We start from the raw sequence: 16,613 nt of genomic DNA on the forward strand, positions 1-16,613 counted from the left end.
GCTGTCGAACTCCTGCCGTATCTTTATGAGCTATGAGGTCATAGAACATAGTACGGACGCACTGTGCGATGGCCCACCCGCTCGAACTGAACCGCGCCGTTCCAGGCGGCCGGATCGAGATGTTTGCGATCCGCGACGAGTCGTACGCGAGCGGGTGGTTCTATCGCTTCCAGTACTATCACCCCGACGACGGCGAAATCCTGCGGTACGACAACGCCCACGATGACGACACCCTCGGAACTCATCACCGACACATCCGATTCGACGACGACACCGAAATCGAGTTCCACGGCCTCGTGCTCCATCTCACGCGGTTCCTCAACGAGGTCGGTGAACTCGCTCCCAGCGAGGACACACCATGACTGACACCCCCGACGACGGCTGGCCGGAATCGTACAGCGACCCACGTGACCGCCCGCACCCGAATGAGCTGCGGGTAACTGTCGAGACGGGCGATGAAGCCCGCGCTGGGACGCTCGACACGGCGGCAGCGGTCGCCGACGGCGAGTCGGTGCCGGCGGTCGTCTCCTTCGCGTCGGTCGCCGATCTGCGGACGATCTTGACCGACCGCCGGATCGAACTCCTGCGGACGCTCGTCGAGACCGACGGCGCGGCCGCAAGCATTACCGCCCTCAGTGAGACGCTTGACCGCGATTACCGCCCCGTCCACGACGACGTGACGCTACTTGCTGATTACGGCCTGCTGTTCATCGTCGAGGAAGGACAGTCGAAGCGACCCTACGTTCCGTACGAGCGAATCCATCTCGACGTGGAACTCGTCGGCGATGCCTCCGATGAGGAGCCCGCTCCGGCGTAGCTGCTGTGTCGTAGTTCGCACCGAGTCGAAACCCGCATTAGCAACACGCCCCAACCGCAGGTATGGAGACTCCGATGGTCGGTGGACGGGTTCGTGAGCATCCACGGGCAACGACGATTCTGCTGGCCGTGGTCGGCTACGCGGCCGTCGTCGGCGTGTTCGCGGTACCCTCCGTGCAGGCTCTCTTTCCGGAACTGAACCTCGAACAGGTCAACCTGCTTGCGCACGCGATCGCCGTCGTCAACACGCTCGCGGTCACGTCGCTGATCGCCGGCTGGTACTGGATCCGTAACGACGAGGTGAGCAAACACGCCCACGCGATGCTCACCGCATTCGTGCTCATCCTGCTGTTCTTGAGTATGTACCTCCCGAAGGTCGCCGGCGGCGGCACCAAGGAGTTCGTGCTCGAATCGAGCTACGGCTGGGTGCCGCTGTGGGAGTGGGTGTATCCGGCCTACCTGCTCATGCTCGCAATCCACATCCTGCTGTCGATTCTGGCGATGCCGCTGGTGTTGTATGCCGTCGTCCTCGGGCTGACACATACGCCCGAGGAACTCCGCACCCAGACGCCACACCGGACGGTTGGCCGCGTCGCCGCCGGCACATGGATCCTCTCGCTGGCGTTGGGCGTCATCACCTATCTCCTGCTCAATCACGCCTACACCTACGAGTTCGTCCCGGCCTGATGAGTTGCCGCAACAACGCCGACGCGGGACTTTTAGTAGTGGGGCCGCAGCCTCCGAGCATGAAGCCTGCGGCCTGGGAGCGATTCGGATGAAGGTCGCCGTCGCCCAGCAGCCGGACGGCGACGTAGCCGCCCAGCTCACCGAGACCATCGCCGCGATCGACGGGCTCAGCCTCGTCGACCGGGCGGCCGCCGAGGTGTTGCTCGCGGTTGACGATGCCGCGCTCCGGGCGGCAGTCGACGGCGACGACGATCGGCCGCTGCTCCGGCTTGCAGCAACCGACGACGAGACGGCGGCTGATCGCTCAACCCTGCTCAGCCGTCTGGCGACGCACGCGGCGACGACAGTGCCGACGATCAGCCGCCGGGTGCTGTCAGTACAGGTTGGTGACACAGCCGCGCGTGCCGTCCGGGACTGTGCGATCGTGACGACCGATCCGGCCCGAATCTCCGAGTACCGGGTGGTGGCCGACGATGCGACGCTGACAGCGTTTCGCGCCGATGGCGTCGTCGTCGCCACGCCGGTGGGCACCGCCAGCTACAGCCGGGCAGCCGGTGGCCCGCGGCTCGCCCCCGACACCGGGCTCGCTGTCGTCCCGATCGCCCCGTTTGCGATGACCGCCGACCAGTGGGTCGTCCGCCCGCCGCTGACACTGCGGGTCGAACGCGACGACGACGTGAGCGTCTTCGCCGACGGGAGCCGTGTCACCAGTGGTGGTGGCGGGCTCACAGTCGCTGTGTCGGTCGCCGGAGCGGTCACTGTTGTCGATCGTCGTCGACTTGCGGAGGGCGGGCGCAATTGGAAAAACTCTAATGAGTCGTCGCCACACGACTAGATATGCACGCATTACAGTTTCTCGTTCCCCTCGGGTGGATCGAAACCGTCGGGCCGCTGCTCCCGATCGCCATCCTCACCCTTGCGGTCGGAAACATCATCACCCGCCTGCTGAGCCACCGGAAACACAAACAGCAGGTCGAAGACGGCGAGGAGGGGCTGGATCGGTACACACCACACGTGTTTACGACCACCGGGCTGGTCATCCTCGGGCTGCTGTTTACGATCCACCGACCAACCAGCGGGATGATCCTCATGCTCCCGCTCATCGGGCTGTTTATCACCGATTTCTTCGAGTTCGAATCCCGGGAGGTCGAGGCCCGCAACGATCTGGAGTTCGAACGACCGAAAGCCGGTATCGCGGTCTCGCTGCTCGTGTTGGTGTATGCCGCCTACTACGGTCTGCCGTTCCTCTACCAGCCGGTGCTCGACGCGCTGCTAGCCTAAGGGATCACCGGCCACGAATTCTGGGTTGCTGATCGTCTCCGCTGTTTATCGACGTAACACCGAAAAATAGCCGCCGCACCGCGAGGCCGCTTACTGGAAGCCGACGCGGCCACCCCGGCGGTCGCCGAGTTGGTCGCCGCCGCCGCGGAACTGCTCTTCGATCTCCTCGTAGTAGTTCCGGATATCCTCGGTGACCGTCGGGCGCACCGACTCAAGAGCCTGCCGGAAGTGTTGCATCTCGACTTCGGTTGCGTCGTCATCATCCCGCAGGGCTTCGATCGCGCTCTCGCGGGCGATCGACTCCAGATCCGAGCCGACGTAGCCATCGGTGATCTCGGCGATCTCCCGGAGGCTCACGTCGGGCGCGAGCGGCGTGTCGTCGGTGTGGATCTTGAGGATCTGCTCGCGGCCCTCCTCGTCGGGCTGGCCGATCTTCACGAGGCGGTCGAACCGCCCCGAGCGCAACAGGGCGGGGTCGATCATATCCGGCCGGTTGGTCGCGCCGATGACCATCACATCGCCCATCTCTTCGAGCCCGTCGAGCTCCGTGAGGAGTTGGTTGACAACGCGCTCGGAGACGTTGTTGCCCATATCCTGCCCGCGGGCGGGCGCGAGGCTGTCAAGCTCATCGAAGAAGATGATCGTCGGGTTGACCTGTCGGGCCTTCCGGAATGTTTGGCGGATCGCCTTCTCCGACTCGCCGACCCACTTCGAGAGCAGCTGTGGCCCACGCACCGAAATGAAGTTGGCGTTGGTCTCGCTGGCAACAGCCTTCGCCATCAGCGTCTTCCCGGTGCCGGGCGGACCGTACAACAGGACGCCTTTCGGTGCCTCGACACCCATGCGATCGAACTTTTCGGGAGTTGTCAGCGGCCACTCGACGGCCTCCTTGACCTGTTGCTGTGGCGATTCAAGCCCACCCACATCGTCCCAGGTGATCTTGGGTAACTCGACGAGCACCTCCCGCATCGCACTGGGTTCGACCTCGTTGAGCGCCCCGCGGAAGTCCTCGCGTTTGACGATCATCCGATCGATCAGACTCGGCGGGATATCCTCCTCGTCGAGATCAATTTCGGGCAAGTACCGCCGGAGGGCCTTCATCGCCGCCTCCTTGGTCAGGCTCTCGATGTCCGCGCCGACGAAGCCATGGGTTTCGCCGGCGAGGTGGCCCAGCGACACATCGTCCGACAGCGGCATCCCGCGGGTGTGGATCTGCATGATCTCCTTGCGACCAACCTCATCGGGGACACCGATTTCGATCTCTCGGTCAAAGCGTCCGGGCCGCCGGAGGGCGGGATCGACGCTGTCGACACGATTGGTTGCGGCGATGACGACGACCTGCCCGCGGGCTTCCAGCCCGTCCATCATCGTCAACAGTTGGGCGACGACGCGGCGTTCGACCTCGCCGGTCACGTCCTCGCGTTTCGGCGCGATCGAGTCGAGCTCGTCGATGAAGATGATCGACGGTGACTCGTCTTTGGCGTCCTCGAAGATCTCCCTGAGCTGCTGTTCCGATTCGCCGTAGTATTTCGAGATGATCTCGGGGCCGGCGATCGAGAAGAAACTCGCCGACGTTTCGTTGGCGACAGCCTTCGCCAACAGCGTCTTGCCGGTGCCTGGTGGGCCGTGCAGCAACACCCCCTGTGGCGGCTCGATGCCGAGCTTTTGGAAGATCTGGGGGTGTTTCATCGGCAGCTCAACCATCTCGCGGACGCGCTGGATCTCGTTTTCGAGGCCGCCGATATCCTCGTAGGTAATGCCGCCGCCGGTCTTCTCGAAGCCGGAAATCGGCTCCTCACGAAGCTCAACGTCCGTGTCTTCGGTGATGAGACAGACGCCCTCCGGCTCGGTTTCGACAGCGATCAGCGGGATCGCCTGCCCCGGCGAGCGCATGAAGGGATGGTTGGTCGAAGACATCACGGGGACGATGTCGCGTTCGACGACCGGCCGCTTCAAGATCTGCCGTTTGACCATGCCCGCGGCGTCGCTGCCGAACTGGACGCTGGCCTCTTCGGGCGGCGCGAGGACGAGTTTTTCGGCCTTTTCGGCCTCGGCCTTCCGGATCGAGACGCGCTCGCCGATGCCGACATCGGCGTTCTGGCGCGTGAAGCCGTCGATGCGGACGGTATCGGTGTTCCAGTCCTGACGGTCAGCGCGCCAGACCTTTGCGGCCGTTGTCTCCGCGCCTTCGATCTCGATGATATCGCCCGGCGAGAGCTTGAGATGCAGCAGTGTATCAGGGTCGAGACGGGCGATCCCGCGACCCGAATCGTTCGGGTACGCCTTCGCCACTTCAAGTTGCACTTCGTTCATGAATGTTCCTCAGGAGTTATCATACGGTGGGGTTGGTCGGCGGATAAGTGTGTTGCTACCGGGGGTCGTCGGCCCCGATGGCTCGCCGTCGGCGGCCGATCGGTGCCGTTGGTTCCGTCGTGTCGTGTCACAGTATACCACACGAGTGGCTCCGCACAGAAATCCTTACCGACTGCGGCCGTATTGCGCCGGCCCCATCCACGACACTTAGGAGCCTGCCCATCGCAGCCCAGGGTATGCTCCTCACCAACGCAGAACTGGTCGGCGGCCGCACGGTCGATCTCCGGATCGATGGCGAACAGATCGCCGCGATCAAGTCGACGCTTGATCCCCACGCCGACGAGCGGGTGATCGACGCTGAGAAACGGCTGCTTCTGCCGGGGGCGATCGACGCCCACGTCCACTTTCGTGAGCCGGGCGATCCTCACAAGGAGACGTGGGAAACCGGAAGCCGAAGCGCGGCCGCCGGCGGCGTCACCACCGTCATCGATATGCCAAACACCACGCCGCCAACGACAACGGGCGAGGCCTTCGACGCAAAAGCAGACGCGGCCAGGGCGGCCTGTATCGAGTATGGGATCAACGGCGGCGTCAGCGGCGATTGGGAGCCCGACTCGCTGTTCGAGCGGCCGATCTGTGCGCTCGGCGAGGTCTTCCTCGCGGATTCGACCGGCGACATGGGTGTCGCCCCCGACGACTTCGAGGCGGCTGTCGAGCGCGCCGCCGACGAGGAGGTGACGATCACCGTCCACGCCGAGGATGAAACCCTGTTCGATGACGACGCTCGCAACGCTGACGCCAGCGGCGTGGGACATGCAGCTAACGCTGATCTGTGGAGCACCTACCGGACGGCCGCGGCCGAGGCGGTCGCCATCGAGTATGCGACGGAGGTCGGCCAAGAAACGGGCGCGGACATCCACATCGCCCACACGTCGACGCCGGAGGGGATCGACACCGCCGTCGACGGCGATGCGACCTGTGAGGTCTGCCCGCACCATCTCTATCTCTCCCGGGATGATCTCGACGAGCTCGGCACCTACGGTCGGATGAACCCGCCGCTCCGGGGTGAGGATCGCCGCCAGGCCGTCTTCGAGCGCGTCGCCGACGGCACCGTCGACATCGTTGCGACCGACCACGCGCCACACACGCGCGAGGAGAAGGAAACGGGACTGTGGGATGCCCCCAGCGGCGTGCCGGGCGTTGAAACGATGCTCCCGCTGCTGTTGAACTCGGCTCGCCAGGGCGAACTCTCCTACGAGCGCGTCGTCGACCTCGTCGCTCGCAACCCGGCCGACATTTTCGATCTCGATTCGAAGGGCCAGATCGAACCGGGGTACGACGCCGATCTCGTCCTCGTCGATCCCGACAACCCCCAAGCAATTCACGACGACGACATCCACAGCAAATCCGGTTGGACACCGTTCGAGGGTCGACGCGGCGTGTTCCCGGAACTCACGCTGGTTCGCGGGCAGGTTGTCTACGAGCGAACGCCAAGCGAGAGACATGGTCGCGGCGAGGATGACGAGCAGTTCGGCGATGTCGACGGCCAGAACGTCCGCGCCTGACGGAGCACGTTCCCCCGGCCGCGGCCGGCCACTGGACTCATATACGCTGAGCCCGTTGGACAACTGTGAACGCGACCCATCTCGACGACGCCCTCCGCGAAGCCTTCGATAGCTCGGCGGCCGACCGCCGTGTTGTCGTCCGCCAAGCGACCGATCTCGCCGCTGTCGGCAAACCCGAGGCCGACCGCGGCGTCGCGCTCAGCGTCGACGAGATCGTCGACAATCTGGAGGACGCCCCCGACGGCGCGGATCTCGTCGACCGCTGGAACTGGTGGCTCGGCGCGCTCGATCTCGCATACGGCGGCTACCAGCAGTTTACCGTTCAAGCGCGGGCCGACGATCCGGAACTCGACACGTAATCGACGGATGCAACCGTCGCCAGCGATGACGACTCGCTAATGGACGTGCAGTTTCTCGGCGGAGCCGGCGAGGTCGGCCGGAGTGCGATCCTCGTCAACGACCGCCTGCTGCTTGATTACGGGGTCAAGACAGCAACGCCGATGCAGTACCCCGTCGGCGACGTTGAGCCAGAGGCCGTCGTCGTCTCCCACGGCCACCTCGATCACGCCGGCGCGGTGCCGACGCTGCTGTCAGGCAACAGCCGACCCGAGGTTCACTGGACGCCGCCGACCGCCGCACTCACACGGATTCTCGCCCGCGATACGCTGAAATTACACGGCGGCACGATGGGGTGTCCGTTTACCGAAACCCACGTCGCCCGGCTCGGCGAGGTTGAGCAGCGACACGGCTACCGCGAATCCTTCGAGGCGGCAGGTCACGAGATCACCTTCTACAACGCCGGCCATATCCCTGGCAGCGCGCACGTTCTCGTCGACGACGGCGAGACGCGACTGTTGTACACCGCCGACTTCCACACCGACGATACCCGCCTGTTGTCGGGGTCGACAGCGCGGCCGCCGGCGGATGTCGTGCTCTGTGAGTCAACATACGCGAACGTCGACCACGAACCACGCGCGGCCGTCGAGGAGCGGTTTGCCGAGACGACGCGGACGACGCTGTGGGAGGGCGGGACGGTCGTCGTGCCAGCCTTCGCTATCGGTCGTACACAGGAGCTCCTCATGGTCTGTGCGGCCCACGATCTCGACTGCTACGTCGACGGCATGGGCGTCGAGGTGTTGGCGATGTTGCGGCAATACCCTGACTTCCTCCGCGACTCGGACGCCCTCGATCGGGCGGCACGGCACGCCCGCAAGGTCACCGGCCGTGACGGCCAACGGAAGCGGATCGCCGATCAGAACACGGTCATTGTCACCACCAGTGGGATGCTCTCGGGTGGCCCGGCGATGACATACATCCCCGAGATCCGCACCGATCCGACCAACCGGATCTCGCTGACCGGCTATCAGGTCGAGGGAACGCCAGGGCGAGAACTGTTGGAGACCGGCCGGTGTGAGCTCAACGGTGGGGTTCGACCGGTTGCCGCCCGAACGGAGCTGTTCGACTTTTCGGCCCACGCCGACGACGCGGGCCTGCGGTCGTTTCTCGCGTCCTACGACGACGCGAGGGTACTCGTCAACCACGGCGACGACTGCGAGGGGTTTGCCGCCGAGTTACGCGAGGACGGCGTCGATGCCAGCGCGCCCGAGGTCGGCGACGAGCGCGTCGTGGAATGAGCTAAACGAAACGCTTTACACCACGACCCCGGTATCGTAGGCTGCGGGCTCGTGGGTTAGCTTGGCCATACTTCGGGCCTTGGGTGCCCGTGACCCCGGTTCGAATCCGGGCGAGCCCAGTCAACCGGCGACCAACGGGAGCCGTGTTGAATATTCTGCGAGCGCGGATTCGAAGCAGGGAGCGGCGCGAACGAAGTGAGCAAAGCGACCGAGGTTCGAATCTGGGCGAGCCCGAGCGTCAGCAATGAGCTGAGCTCAGAGCTAACGTTATACGAGACTGACAGAGCAAGCAGTAGACGACAACCACGGCACAAGCAGGGTTCGTCTCGTGTCGCCGACGATCAGGCCAGCGCGTAGCTGTCGCCGTCTTTCGAGATGAGGTCTTGCTTCTCAAGGCATTTGAGGACACTGTACAAGGAGATCTTCTTCATATCGAGACTATCTTGGAGTTCAGTGATTGTCACGGTGCCGTTCATCGAGAGGAACAGATACACGAGTTTCGCCCGAGGCGATTCGAGTTCGCCCGGAAGTGCGATCTGCGACGCCGTTTCTGCGATCATATCTACCCCTTAGCTTCGACAATAATAAATGTGGCCTACGTCGTTCGTCGAACCCGTATGATCGAGAAAAACACCGGTTTTCGTGGCTATCAGCCGATCTCTCGGGTTCAATGTGATCGTTCATGACGGATCGAGCGACCGGTATCGACCGCCTGTTTCGACTGTCGACGTATTCGTGCGTATAGTTCACATACAACGCGTCTTATGGCGTAACGGCGAGGGTTCCGGCTTGTATATTGATGAGGAAGTCCACGAACTCCGCCGTATCGAAGCGGTCTCGATACCCGTCGATTTCCATATCGTGGCGATTACGAATCGCCTCAGCGGCGGTACTGCCGAGTTCGATCGATTCAACGAGAATGGCATAGTGTCTCTGCTATGGCTCGTATACAAACGGATTGGTGAGAAAGTCTCGGGCTGTTGAGTGTCCGGGAGTGTCAGCGGATTCGCTTTTTCAGAACGCCCGACTCAACAATATCAAACGCCACGCTATCGGGCTCGCCATCGGTCGAGGGATAGATGTGAGCGTGATCCTGAGCTGTCTCAAGCGGATCACCCTCGACCAATCGATCGACATTATATCTGAAGAGGTATCGATCGGCCTCAGCAACGGCCTCCCGTTTCGTTACACCGTGGGGTTCGACCTCCAAGCGATCCTGGAATACCCGCGCCTCGCTTCGGTCGTGAGCGTTCTCAACACGGTATAATCGTATTGTGAGCCGGTATCGATCATCCGTTTGGTTGTAGATGTGGATACGCAACATCGGCGTGTTCGAGGAGACAGCAGAACAGCCACTGACCGACGCGACGACACAGCCACTAGCCGAGAGCAGTGCTCGGCGGGAGAGGGATGTGGAAGGGTTATCCGGCATGGTTCCGCTGGTGAGAAGAGATTGTCGGGGGTAGCTCATAGATCTGATGCCGGGTTTGGGCGTACATCATGGAGCGGTATTACAACCATCGAACGGGGGGGAGAATCGGCATCTCTCTGAATGTTCCGTCGAAATCAGACGGTTGGAGAATTCCAGAACAGCCCGCCAGTCCAGTCAGTACTCCAGCACCCACTGTGCTGAGCGCACCACGGCGTGAGTAGTTGGAGGGCACACCGCCTCCAAGTGGATGTGTAAATATAGATTCTGTTACTGACACAGCAATTCCGCGCTGTTGCTGTCGGAAAACATTTATAATCTTGATAGAAATCGTTGACTCCCCAATGAACAGGTCAGGTTCCCCTCCCCGAACGAATCGTTGTCTGTTCGGACTGTTCGTTCTTGTTGCCATCGTCCTCCTGGCAGCGACCCCGGCAGCCGCGGTGTTGCATGCCGAGCAGCCACAGCCGTCATCGATCGGAACGACCGATGCGCCCGAGCTGTCGCAAACAGCCTCCCCAGGACAGTATTATCTCTCACAGGGGCTATCACTGGCTTCGATATTCCCATTCGCCACCGACCGTGAAGTCCCACAACGAACAGAGCAGGAGGTCATCGGCGTCGGCGACGAACAGGCCGACGCGCTGTTTGATGCTCTCGGTTCGTCGACAGCGAGAAACGTGTTGAGCCAGTTGCTTGAGGAGCCACAGACGGCGTCGGAACTCGCTGACGGGGCCGATACATCACTCCAGAACATCCATTATCATATCGAGAAGCTTCGTGAGGCTAACGCGATTGAGGAGATCGATACCGAATATTCAGCCCGAGGTCGAGAGATGTCGGTCTACACGGCGACCAGTCACCCACAGATCCTTGTCTACGACCTCAAGTGACGTTCTCGTCTGGAACACAGACTAAAATAGCGACTGAGATTGCGCAGGTTCCTCAGTACGCCCCTCCCAACGGTCTTCTATGTCTTTCACAAGACGCAAGCTGCTCACGGTCGGAACAGCAGTAACACTCCCACTGCTCTCGGGCTGCTCGCTGGATGCGTTGGCGACCGAAAACGAGACGACGACACCCGAATCAACCTTAACCGTTCGGTTAGTCGGATCGGATACACAACGAAGACTCTTCGATCAGACCTCGGTGGCATCGGTTGGTGAGGTGCGCGAATCCGAAACCGGAGAGGGAGTCGGTCTTCCACTCATCGTCTCCGAGGAAGCTGCGTCCCAAATCAGCCCGACGTTCCAATCGGCTGGTGTCGCCGAGACCCCCGATCAGTTCAAGATGGCAGTGCGACAGGGTGACCAAGAGATCACTCAGTTTGATATTTCCTCATCGCTTGCGGATCAAATTGCGAGGAATGACTGGGACGGCAAGGTTCGGCTCTCCTTCGAACGCCGGTCAGATGCAGAAACTGTACAGCGGGCACTTGTCTGCGGAGTTGACAGTGACTCTGATTCCTGTAACAGCACGTAATCGCGGGTTCGGCAACGCAGCTGCAACCTAAATCGAGTGCCCCAACTGCTGAGCAGAACGCGCATCGATTGGAAAGAATCATCTCCTGATTCGATCATGTCGGATCAGCAGCACAAGCAGTGTCGATATCGATACCTCATGGCAGGCAGATAGCCGCTGAGCTGAGGGGTGACGTTCAAACCTGGACACCATCTGCCCGGCGATCAAAGACTCCCAATAGTGGTTCTGGATCAGCCACGTGCGGAAGGCGGACAGTCGAATCATCGAGGAGCGTCATCACAATCGTGTAGGTATCAAGTGAGTCGTCCAGTCGATCGCGTTCGACCGTGAGATCTGTCTCATCCCATGGTTCAATCCGCCAGAGAGCATGATCGAAGAGGCGGTCATAGGCGACGATTGCAGTACCATCGGTACGGTACTCGACAGCCCCAAACCGTAGCCAGTAATCAACGGAAACCAACAACAGTGGGAGTATCACACCAACGGCAGCGATGACGGCGACGACAGTCCACAGTTGCCCGGTTGCGAACAGCAGCGCCACAAGCCAGATGCTAGCGGTGAGTTTCAACACTCCTCCATGCCGTGAAAGATTCATGCCACCGCCGACCAGCCGGCCACGCCAGTCAGGCCGAATGCATGTGACTTCACCGGTGAGAGTCGTATTGACCGACTCGACAGTCGGCGGCTCGTATGCCCAGCCAAACGTCATGGCAGTCGATTCATCGAACTCGGTGAGTTGCTCACGAAAGACGCCGGCGAGATCAAATCCGAACTTTATGAGAACAATTCCGATTAGCACTGGTGTACCGACCAATGTCGGATCGAGTTCCGAGATTGGGGTATCGGTGGCGATTGAATTGCTCCCCAATGCGGCCATCATGACAATGACCAGCCCACCAACAAAGAGCAAGCCACCACGGACGAACGGCCCACGAATCGCTGTTTGAGCCGAATGCTCAGTGTACGCTCCCTGAGACAGATAGCCACCAACCAACTGAGCGGTCTCCTTGAGCACCATGCCGAACGAGGCAAGCACGATCAGTTCATATGTGGCATCACCGAGCCTGTCAGCCCCAACAACGCCAATCGTAACCATTCCAACAGCGAACCAGACGGCCGTTAACACCGGGATAGCGATGAGTACCACCGGAATCGAGGACAGGCGGATGACGATATCTGTACGTGGGATCGAGAGGGAGGCCCGACGGTTTGAGAGGATACCGATTATCAACCCTGCCGTGTCAAGTTCAGAGCGACGCCCAGCGAAAAGCGCACGAAGGATTGCAAACAGGAAGAGTACCGCGAGTTCAATCCAATAGAGGACGACAAGCGCGCTGATATGCCAACCGAGTACCCCAACACCAACCAACGGTATCGCATTCGTTACGATGACCGCAAACAACTCTCGTCGGTGTTCTGAGAGTCTGAAAGAGAACTGGCTGAAACGCATTATATTTCACCCGTGGTACTTGCTGAACAGTATTTTACCCTTGCTTAACAACGGTAGCCGGATCACTGCTGGTCGTACTGGTCGGCTTCAGGCGTTCCACTAACTATTCAAAGCTCACCGCTTCAGCCTTGATTCGGCAGTCGCGGAGCGATGACCTCCACCAGAGAGTCCATATCACGGGTCTGATACCACGCAGTCCCGGGGCCAGTAAACTCAAAGACAAGGCCTTCACCACTCAACAGCGTTGATTTCAGATCGCCAACCCGTCGGGTGGTGTACTCGATCGTGTCATCCCACGCGATGAGGTGCTCGTTATCCAGAACGTACGACTCGCCTGCGGCCAACTCTAACTTCTCAAGGCCGCCGTAGGCGTCGATAAAGACTGTGCCGCTGCCCTTCAACGCGAGTGGTGTGATCCCAGCGCCGCTTAACACCGATTTGAGTCCGCCGACCTCCGAATCGATATCGATCCCGTCTGTTCCGGCGACAAACGCCCCATCAGTCGAATACAACGTCTCATTACTGAGCTTGTGAGCCATCATATCTCCCGGTGTCGGTGGTGCAAGGCTAACCTGTCCTGAGCCACCTTCGGCAACGAACGTGTTCGTGAACAGCGATTCGCCGCCCAGCATCGATTTGGCTGAGCTGAGCAACCCGTCACGGCTCGTTTCAGTCTCGACAGCAACAGTCGTCGAATGGCCGACCATCGCACCGGGTTCAGCGATGATCGATTCACCTTGTTGCAGCGAGACGGTCAAGTGCGTGTACGACGGCCGGTGTGAGAATTCGTAGTCCATTGGTGGCTGTTTGGGTGACGATTAGTCCGCAGTCGGAGACGGCTGTTCAGTATCGAACTCAAGATCGTCCGTATTGGGTGAGCCACTACGCCAGCGGCGAATACTATACACGACGGTGAGTGCCACAGCGAGTATGCCTACGATCTGCTTCTTGCTGATCGACATGTGTGCATGACTGATTGCAGCGAATGGCCTTATACGCTGCACACCTGTTTCAGCCATAGAAACAGTACCACGCAGCCGAGTCGGTGTGTCAGGTTGGCATCGCTCCCAGCACGGTCATGAGGAATACCGGCAGCAGCACCACCAGAAATTGCCACTGGTGCTCGGTTGTCCACCGCCGTACTCGCGGTGAGCGAAGCCGCAAGACGGCAGTCAAACTAAGTAGGAGACAGCCAATTGCAGAGATTGAGCGACTTGTGAGTGCCATCCAAAGTCCGATGGGGAGCATCCCGATAGCAACACACAGATCCGCCCGCTTCTTCCAATTCATGTCATTGGGTACCCGAATGGATAAATTAGCTATTATTGTCCGTGGCTAATGTAGTTGCTGCAGTAATGATTTTCTCACGATCGGCATTCCCACCAAGTGTGTGGCGACGATCGTCTTGTTCCCACAGGACGGTCGTTGAATCATCATACTCTTGGAGATAAGCCTCTGTGCCGTTCAAGTCCACCGATTCACCCGCTAACTCGTAGTCGGTCTGATATCGAAACAGTCTCGCAAAGTTGACCTCCCCCGCGTAGGTTTGACCACAATTACACACCAGATCACGTCAGCTTTGAGTACATTCAACAACCCAACGACGCACTCGCGGTGAGATAAGGCCTGAGTGGTAGCCGATGGCGGTCTGGTGGCCTCGGCACCACCTGCTGTTCGGCGATCGGCGTCCCGCAGCTTCGGGCGACTCAGGAGGCGTGGATCGCCTCACCCTGTGCGGCTTCGGCGGCCTCGACGAGGGTTTCTGGGAACGTCGGATGAGCGTGCATCGTGGTGGTGATATCGTCGAGGGAGGCGTCCAGTTCGAGAGCCAACGTCGCCTCGGCGACCGTATCCGAGGCACGTGCGCCGACGATCCGCACGCCCAGCAGTTGCTCGTCACTGTCGGCGATCACCGTGAGATAGCCCGACGTTTTGTCCGTCGTCAGCGCGCGACCGGAGGTTGCCATCGGCACGCGGCCGACCAACACATCGTCGTACCGTTCGGTCGCCTCGGCCTCCGAAAGCCCGACAGTGGCGACCTCGGGGTCGGTGTACATCACCGTCGGCATATACTCGGTGTCGGCGGTTCGCTCCTCGCCGGCGGCGACCGCGGCGGCGACCTTCCCCTCGTGGGCGGCGACGTGTGCCAGATACGGCGGGCCGGCAGCGTCACCGACAGCAAGGATGCTGTCGTCGGCTGTCTGCAACTGCTCGTCGACCGCGATGAAGCCGTCGTCGGTGAGCGCGACATCGGTGGTATCGAGCCCAAGCCGATCGTACGCCGAGTTCGGCTCCCGGCCCGCGGCGACGACAATGTAGTCGCCCGAGAGCTGAATTTCCTCGCCATCCTGTTCGGCAACGAGGACGGGCGTTCCGTCGTCGTACTCGACACCCTGGGCCAGCGTCGAGGTGTAGATATCGTCGCTGTACATCTCGCTGGTCTCCTGGATCGAGTCGACGATCTCCGGTTCGAACTGGCTGAGCACGCGGTCGAGAGCTTCGACGATCTTCACGCGCGCGCCGAACTTCGAGAACTTGGTGACCGCTTCCATCCCGATATAGCCGCCGCCAACGACGACGATCTCGTCGGGGACTTCGTCGACCTGCAGGATCTCTCGGGAGGAGATGACGCCGTCCTGCTCGTATTCGAGCCCGGGGATCTCGATCGGTTGGGAGCCGGTGGCGATGATCGCCCTCTCGAAGTCGATGATTCGGGCGTCGGTGTCGCTGTCGGCGGTGTTGTCGCTGCCGCTGCTGTCGCCACTAACGACGTGGAGGGTATTCGAGTCGGCGAAGCGAGCGGTACCTTCGATCAACTCGACACCGTGGTGATCGAGGCTATCGAGTACTTGCTGATCAAGTGTATCGACTACGCTGTCCTTCCAGTCTTGGATGGCGTCGAAATCGACATCGACGGGGCCGGTTTCGATGCCGAGGGCGTTCCAGTGGTTGATATCCTTCTGGAAGCCGGCGGCGTGGATCAACGCCTTCGCGGGGATGCAGCCGTGGTTGAGACAGACGCCGCCGACGGTTTCGCGTTCGACGAGGACGACATCGAGGCCCTTCTGGGCGCCGCGGATGGCTGCGGTGTAACCGCCCGGACCGGCACCGATGACAGCGAGGTCAGTGGTTGTTGGCATGTTCCATACTATTGGTCTGAACACGCTTAGTAGTGTGTTGGGCCACCCCAGCCAACGCCCAGCACAGTAAAACTGTTATCAGTCGAACCGCTACGGTACGGTGAGTCTCGTTCGGCGGAGCCACGATTCAGCCCTACCTATGAGCACAAAACAAATTCGGAAAATCGAACGCGGAAATCGAATCACCGTCGTCGATGAGACGACTGGGCTGTCCGGTGAGGGTGACACGTATTCCGACGCGCTCGTAAATCTCATCGAACACCTCCGAGCGAGCGAAAAACTCCGACAGCAACTCAGCGACATCGACGAACTTGCCGAGCAGGCAGCACGCATCGAGGACGTAGCCGAAGAGATCGACGACATCCACGAGACGGCGACGCTCGTGAGCCAGTTACAGGACATGGAGTCGACGGCCCGGTTCATTCGGTTGGCCAGTGAGACACAGGAGCGATTCGAGGACGAAGAGATCGACAAGGACGTGGTCGACGAGGCAATCGAATGGGCTCGCTCCGAGTAGTTTTCGATACGAACGTTCTCGTTTCAGCGGTTGGCTTCGGGGGCAAACCGTGGGACTGTCTCGTGTTGGCCTTCGTCGGTGATGTCGAGATGGTCACGGCCGAGGCAGCTATCGAGGAATTCGAGCGTGTCCTCGGCTACGACCGCCTCCCGTTTACCGAGACCGAACGAGAGCAGTATCCCGCACTGATTCGTGAAGAGGCAACAGTTGTCGATCCCACTCATAGTGTTTAATCAAGATATTTACCGATAGACGTAGTAGATTTGGTAATGGGTCGGCTTGAAGAGGTTGCGCTTGAG

The 16,613-nt window shown here is 60.8% G+C and carries 19 protein-coding genes and 1 tRNA gene; 14 read left to right on the top strand and 6 right to left on the bottom strand.

What is annotated here, in order from left to right; genetic code table 11:
* Positions 1 to 68: 68 nt before the first annotated feature.
* The 5 genes from HKK80_RS09070 to HKK80_RS09090 all read left to right on the top strand — a co-directional run bounded on the left by HKK80_RS09070 (position 69) and on the right by HKK80_RS09090 (position 2,784).
* Positions 69 to 362: a DUF6516 family protein gene (locus HKK80_RS09070; RefSeq protein WP_411799275.1), complete on the top strand. Its 294-nt coding sequence runs from the start codon at positions 69 to 71 to the stop codon at positions 360 to 362.
* Entirely contained in the window at positions 359 to 817 is a 459-nt protein-coding gene (locus HKK80_RS09075; protein ID WP_411799276.1) for a hypothetical protein, read from the top strand. The genes HKK80_RS09070 and HKK80_RS09075 overlap by 4 nt, the downstream gene beginning before the upstream one ends.
* A 62-nt stretch (positions 818 to 879) precedes the next feature.
* Complete coding sequence (locus tag HKK80_RS09080) at positions 880 to 1,503, top strand: DUF420 domain-containing protein (protein ID WP_411799277.1); 624 nt, start codon at positions 880 to 882, stop codon at positions 1,501 to 1,503.
* A gap of 88 nt (positions 1,504 to 1,591) precedes the next feature.
* Positions 1,592 to 2,338, top strand: coding sequence for a hypothetical protein (locus tag HKK80_RS09085; protein ID WP_411799278.1), 747 nt, complete (start codon positions 1,592 to 1,594; stop codon positions 2,336 to 2,338).
* Positions 2,339 to 2,340: 2 nt separating this feature from the next.
* Positions 2,341 to 2,784 carry a hypothetical protein gene (locus HKK80_RS09090; RefSeq protein ID WP_411799279.1) on the top strand — a complete coding sequence of 148 codons (444 nt, stop codon included), beginning with the start codon at positions 2,341 to 2,343 and terminating at the stop codon, positions 2,782 to 2,784.
* A 90-nt stretch (positions 2,785 to 2,874) separates the two neighbouring features.
* Here the strand turns inward: HKK80_RS09090 and HKK80_RS09095 are convergent, their stop codons facing one another.
* A complete protein-coding gene (locus tag HKK80_RS09095; protein WP_411799280.1) occupies positions 2,875 to 5,097 on the bottom strand; it encodes a CDC48 family AAA ATPase in 2,223 nt (740 codons plus the stop codon).
* A 236-nt stretch (positions 5,098 to 5,333) separates the two neighbouring features.
* Between HKK80_RS09095 and HKK80_RS09100 the strand changes: the two genes are divergently transcribed.
* The 4 genes from HKK80_RS09100 (at position 5,334) to HKK80_RS09115 (ending at position 8,415) form a co-directional block, all read left to right on the top strand.
* Positions 5,334 to 6,662 (top strand): dihydroorotase, encoded by a 1,329-nt coding sequence (locus HKK80_RS09100; RefSeq protein ID WP_411799281.1) that lies wholly within the window; start codon positions 5,334 to 5,336, stop codon positions 6,660 to 6,662.
* A 65-nt stretch (positions 6,663 to 6,727) separates the two neighbouring features.
* Complete coding sequence (locus HKK80_RS09105) at positions 6,728 to 7,021, top strand: hypothetical protein (RefSeq protein ID WP_411799282.1); 294 nt, start codon at positions 6,728 to 6,730, stop codon at positions 7,019 to 7,021.
* Positions 7,022 to 7,060: 39 nt separating this feature from the next.
* Entirely contained in the window at positions 7,061 to 8,296 is a 1,236-nt protein-coding gene (locus HKK80_RS09110) for an MBL fold metallo-hydrolase (protein WP_411799283.1), read from the top strand.
* A 45-nt stretch (positions 8,297 to 8,341) separates the two neighbouring features.
* Positions 8,342 to 8,415: transfer RNA gene (locus HKK80_RS09115), tRNA-Pro, on the top strand.
* A 222-nt stretch (positions 8,416 to 8,637) separates the two neighbouring features.
* Here the strand turns inward: HKK80_RS09115 and HKK80_RS09120 are convergent.
* On the bottom strand, positions 8,638 to 8,856 hold the full coding sequence (locus tag HKK80_RS09120) for a TrmB family transcriptional regulator (RefSeq protein ID WP_411799284.1): 219 nt from the start codon (positions 8,854 to 8,856) through the stop codon (positions 8,638 to 8,640).
* Between the two features lie 521 nt (positions 8,857 to 9,377).
* Here HKK80_RS09120 and HKK80_RS09125 point away from each other — a divergent pair.
* The 3 genes from HKK80_RS09125 to HKK80_RS09135 all read left to right on the top strand — a co-directional run bounded on the left by HKK80_RS09125 (position 9,378) and on the right by HKK80_RS09135 (position 11,207).
* A complete protein-coding gene (locus HKK80_RS09125; protein WP_411799285.1) occupies positions 9,378 to 9,563 on the top strand; it encodes a hypothetical protein in 186 nt (61 codons plus the stop codon).
* Positions 9,564 to 10,069: 506 nt separating this feature from the next.
* Positions 10,070 to 10,618, top strand: a complete 549-nt coding sequence (locus tag HKK80_RS09130; RefSeq protein WP_411799286.1) for a helix-turn-helix domain-containing protein — start codon at positions 10,070 to 10,072, stop codon at positions 10,616 to 10,618.
* Between the two features lie 79 nt (positions 10,619 to 10,697).
* Positions 10,698 to 11,207, top strand: a complete 510-nt coding sequence (locus HKK80_RS09135; RefSeq protein ID WP_411799287.1) for a hypothetical protein — start codon at positions 10,698 to 10,700, stop codon at positions 11,205 to 11,207.
* Between the two features lie 175 nt (positions 11,208 to 11,382).
* Here the strand turns inward: HKK80_RS09135 and HKK80_RS09140 are convergent, their stop codons facing one another.
* From HKK80_RS09140 to lpdA, 4 genes are all read right to left on the bottom strand, one after another.
* Entirely contained in the window at positions 11,383 to 12,657 is a 1,275-nt protein-coding gene (locus tag HKK80_RS09140) for a DUF6498-containing protein (RefSeq protein ID WP_411799288.1), read from the bottom strand.
* Between the two features lie 122 nt (positions 12,658 to 12,779).
* Positions 12,780 to 13,454 (bottom strand): TIGR00266 family protein, encoded by a 675-nt coding sequence (locus HKK80_RS09145; RefSeq protein ID WP_411799289.1) that lies wholly within the window; start codon positions 13,452 to 13,454, stop codon positions 12,780 to 12,782.
* 518 nt (positions 13,455 to 13,972) lie between these two features.
* A complete protein-coding gene (locus tag HKK80_RS09150) occupies positions 13,973 to 14,221 on the bottom strand; it encodes a DUF4367 domain-containing protein (RefSeq protein WP_411799290.1) in 249 nt (82 codons plus the stop codon).
* Between the two features lie 142 nt (positions 14,222 to 14,363).
* Positions 14,364 to 15,797: a dihydrolipoyl dehydrogenase gene (gene lpdA, locus HKK80_RS09155; protein ID WP_411799291.1), complete on the bottom strand. Its 1,434-nt coding sequence runs from the start codon at positions 15,795 to 15,797 to the stop codon at positions 14,364 to 14,366.
* 139 nt (positions 15,798 to 15,936) lie between these two features.
* On the opposite strand from lpdA, the gene HKK80_RS09160 reads away from it, so the two are divergent.
* Positions 15,937 to 16,314, top strand: coding sequence for a hypothetical protein (locus tag HKK80_RS09160; RefSeq protein WP_411799292.1), 378 nt, complete (start codon positions 15,937 to 15,939; stop codon positions 16,312 to 16,314).
* Positions 16,296 to 16,547 carry a putative toxin-antitoxin system toxin component, PIN family gene (locus HKK80_RS09165; RefSeq protein ID WP_411799293.1) on the top strand — a complete coding sequence of 84 codons (252 nt, stop codon included), beginning with the start codon at positions 16,296 to 16,298 and terminating at the stop codon, positions 16,545 to 16,547. The genes HKK80_RS09160 and HKK80_RS09165 overlap by 19 nt, the downstream gene beginning before the upstream one ends.
* Positions 16,548 to 16,613 lie beyond the last annotated feature (66 nt).

Origin of the sequence: Halonotius sp. F2-221B (genome assembly GCF_046719765.1) — an archaeon.
Lineage (GTDB): Archaea > Halobacteriota > Halobacteria > Halobacteriales > Haloferacaceae > Halonotius.

Coding starts and splice junctions, on each gene's coding strand:
- HKK80_RS09070 (WP_411799275.1), top strand. CDS start 69: ATGGCCCACCCGCTCGAACTGAACCGCGCCGTTCCAGGCGGCCGGATC.
- HKK80_RS09075 (WP_411799276.1), top strand. CDS start 359: ATGACTGACACCCCCGACGACGGCTGGCCGGAATCGTACAGCGACCCA.
- HKK80_RS09080 (WP_411799277.1), top strand. CDS start 880: ATGGAGACTCCGATGGTCGGTGGACGGGTTCGTGAGCATCCACGGGCA.
- HKK80_RS09085 (WP_411799278.1), top strand. CDS start 1,592: ATGAAGGTCGCCGTCGCCCAGCAGCCGGACGGCGACGTAGCCGCCCAG.
- HKK80_RS09090 (WP_411799279.1), top strand. CDS start 2,341: ATGCACGCATTACAGTTTCTCGTTCCCCTCGGGTGGATCGAAACCGTC.
- HKK80_RS09095 (WP_411799280.1), bottom strand. CDS start 5,097: ATGAACGAAGTGCAACTTGAAGTGGCGAAGGCGTACCCGAACGATTCG.
- HKK80_RS09100 (WP_411799281.1), top strand. CDS start 5,334: ATGCTCCTCACCAACGCAGAACTGGTCGGCGGCCGCACGGTCGATCTC.
- HKK80_RS09110 (WP_411799283.1), top strand. CDS start 7,061: ATGGACGTGCAGTTTCTCGGCGGAGCCGGCGAGGTCGGCCGGAGTGCG.
- HKK80_RS09120 (WP_411799284.1), bottom strand. CDS start 8,856: ATGATCGCAGAAACGGCGTCGCAGATCGCACTTCCGGGCGAACTCGAA.
- HKK80_RS09130 (WP_411799286.1), top strand. CDS start 10,070: ATGAACAGGTCAGGTTCCCCTCCCCGAACGAATCGTTGTCTGTTCGGA.
- HKK80_RS09135 (WP_411799287.1), top strand. CDS start 10,698: ATGTCTTTCACAAGACGCAAGCTGCTCACGGTCGGAACAGCAGTAACA.
- HKK80_RS09140 (WP_411799288.1), bottom strand. CDS start 12,657: ATGCGTTTCAGCCAGTTCTCTTTCAGACTCTCAGAACACCGACGAGAG.
- HKK80_RS09145 (WP_411799289.1), bottom strand. CDS start 13,454: ATGGACTACGAATTCTCACACCGGCCGTCGTACACGCACTTGACCGTC.
- lpdA (WP_411799291.1), bottom strand. CDS start 15,797: ATGCCAACAACCACTGACCTCGCTGTCATCGGTGCCGGTCCGGGCGGT.
- HKK80_RS09160 (WP_411799292.1), top strand. CDS start 15,937: ATGAGCACAAAACAAATTCGGAAAATCGAACGCGGAAATCGAATCACC.
- HKK80_RS09165 (WP_411799293.1), top strand. CDS start 16,296: ATGGGCTCGCTCCGAGTAGTTTTCGATACGAACGTTCTCGTTTCAGCG.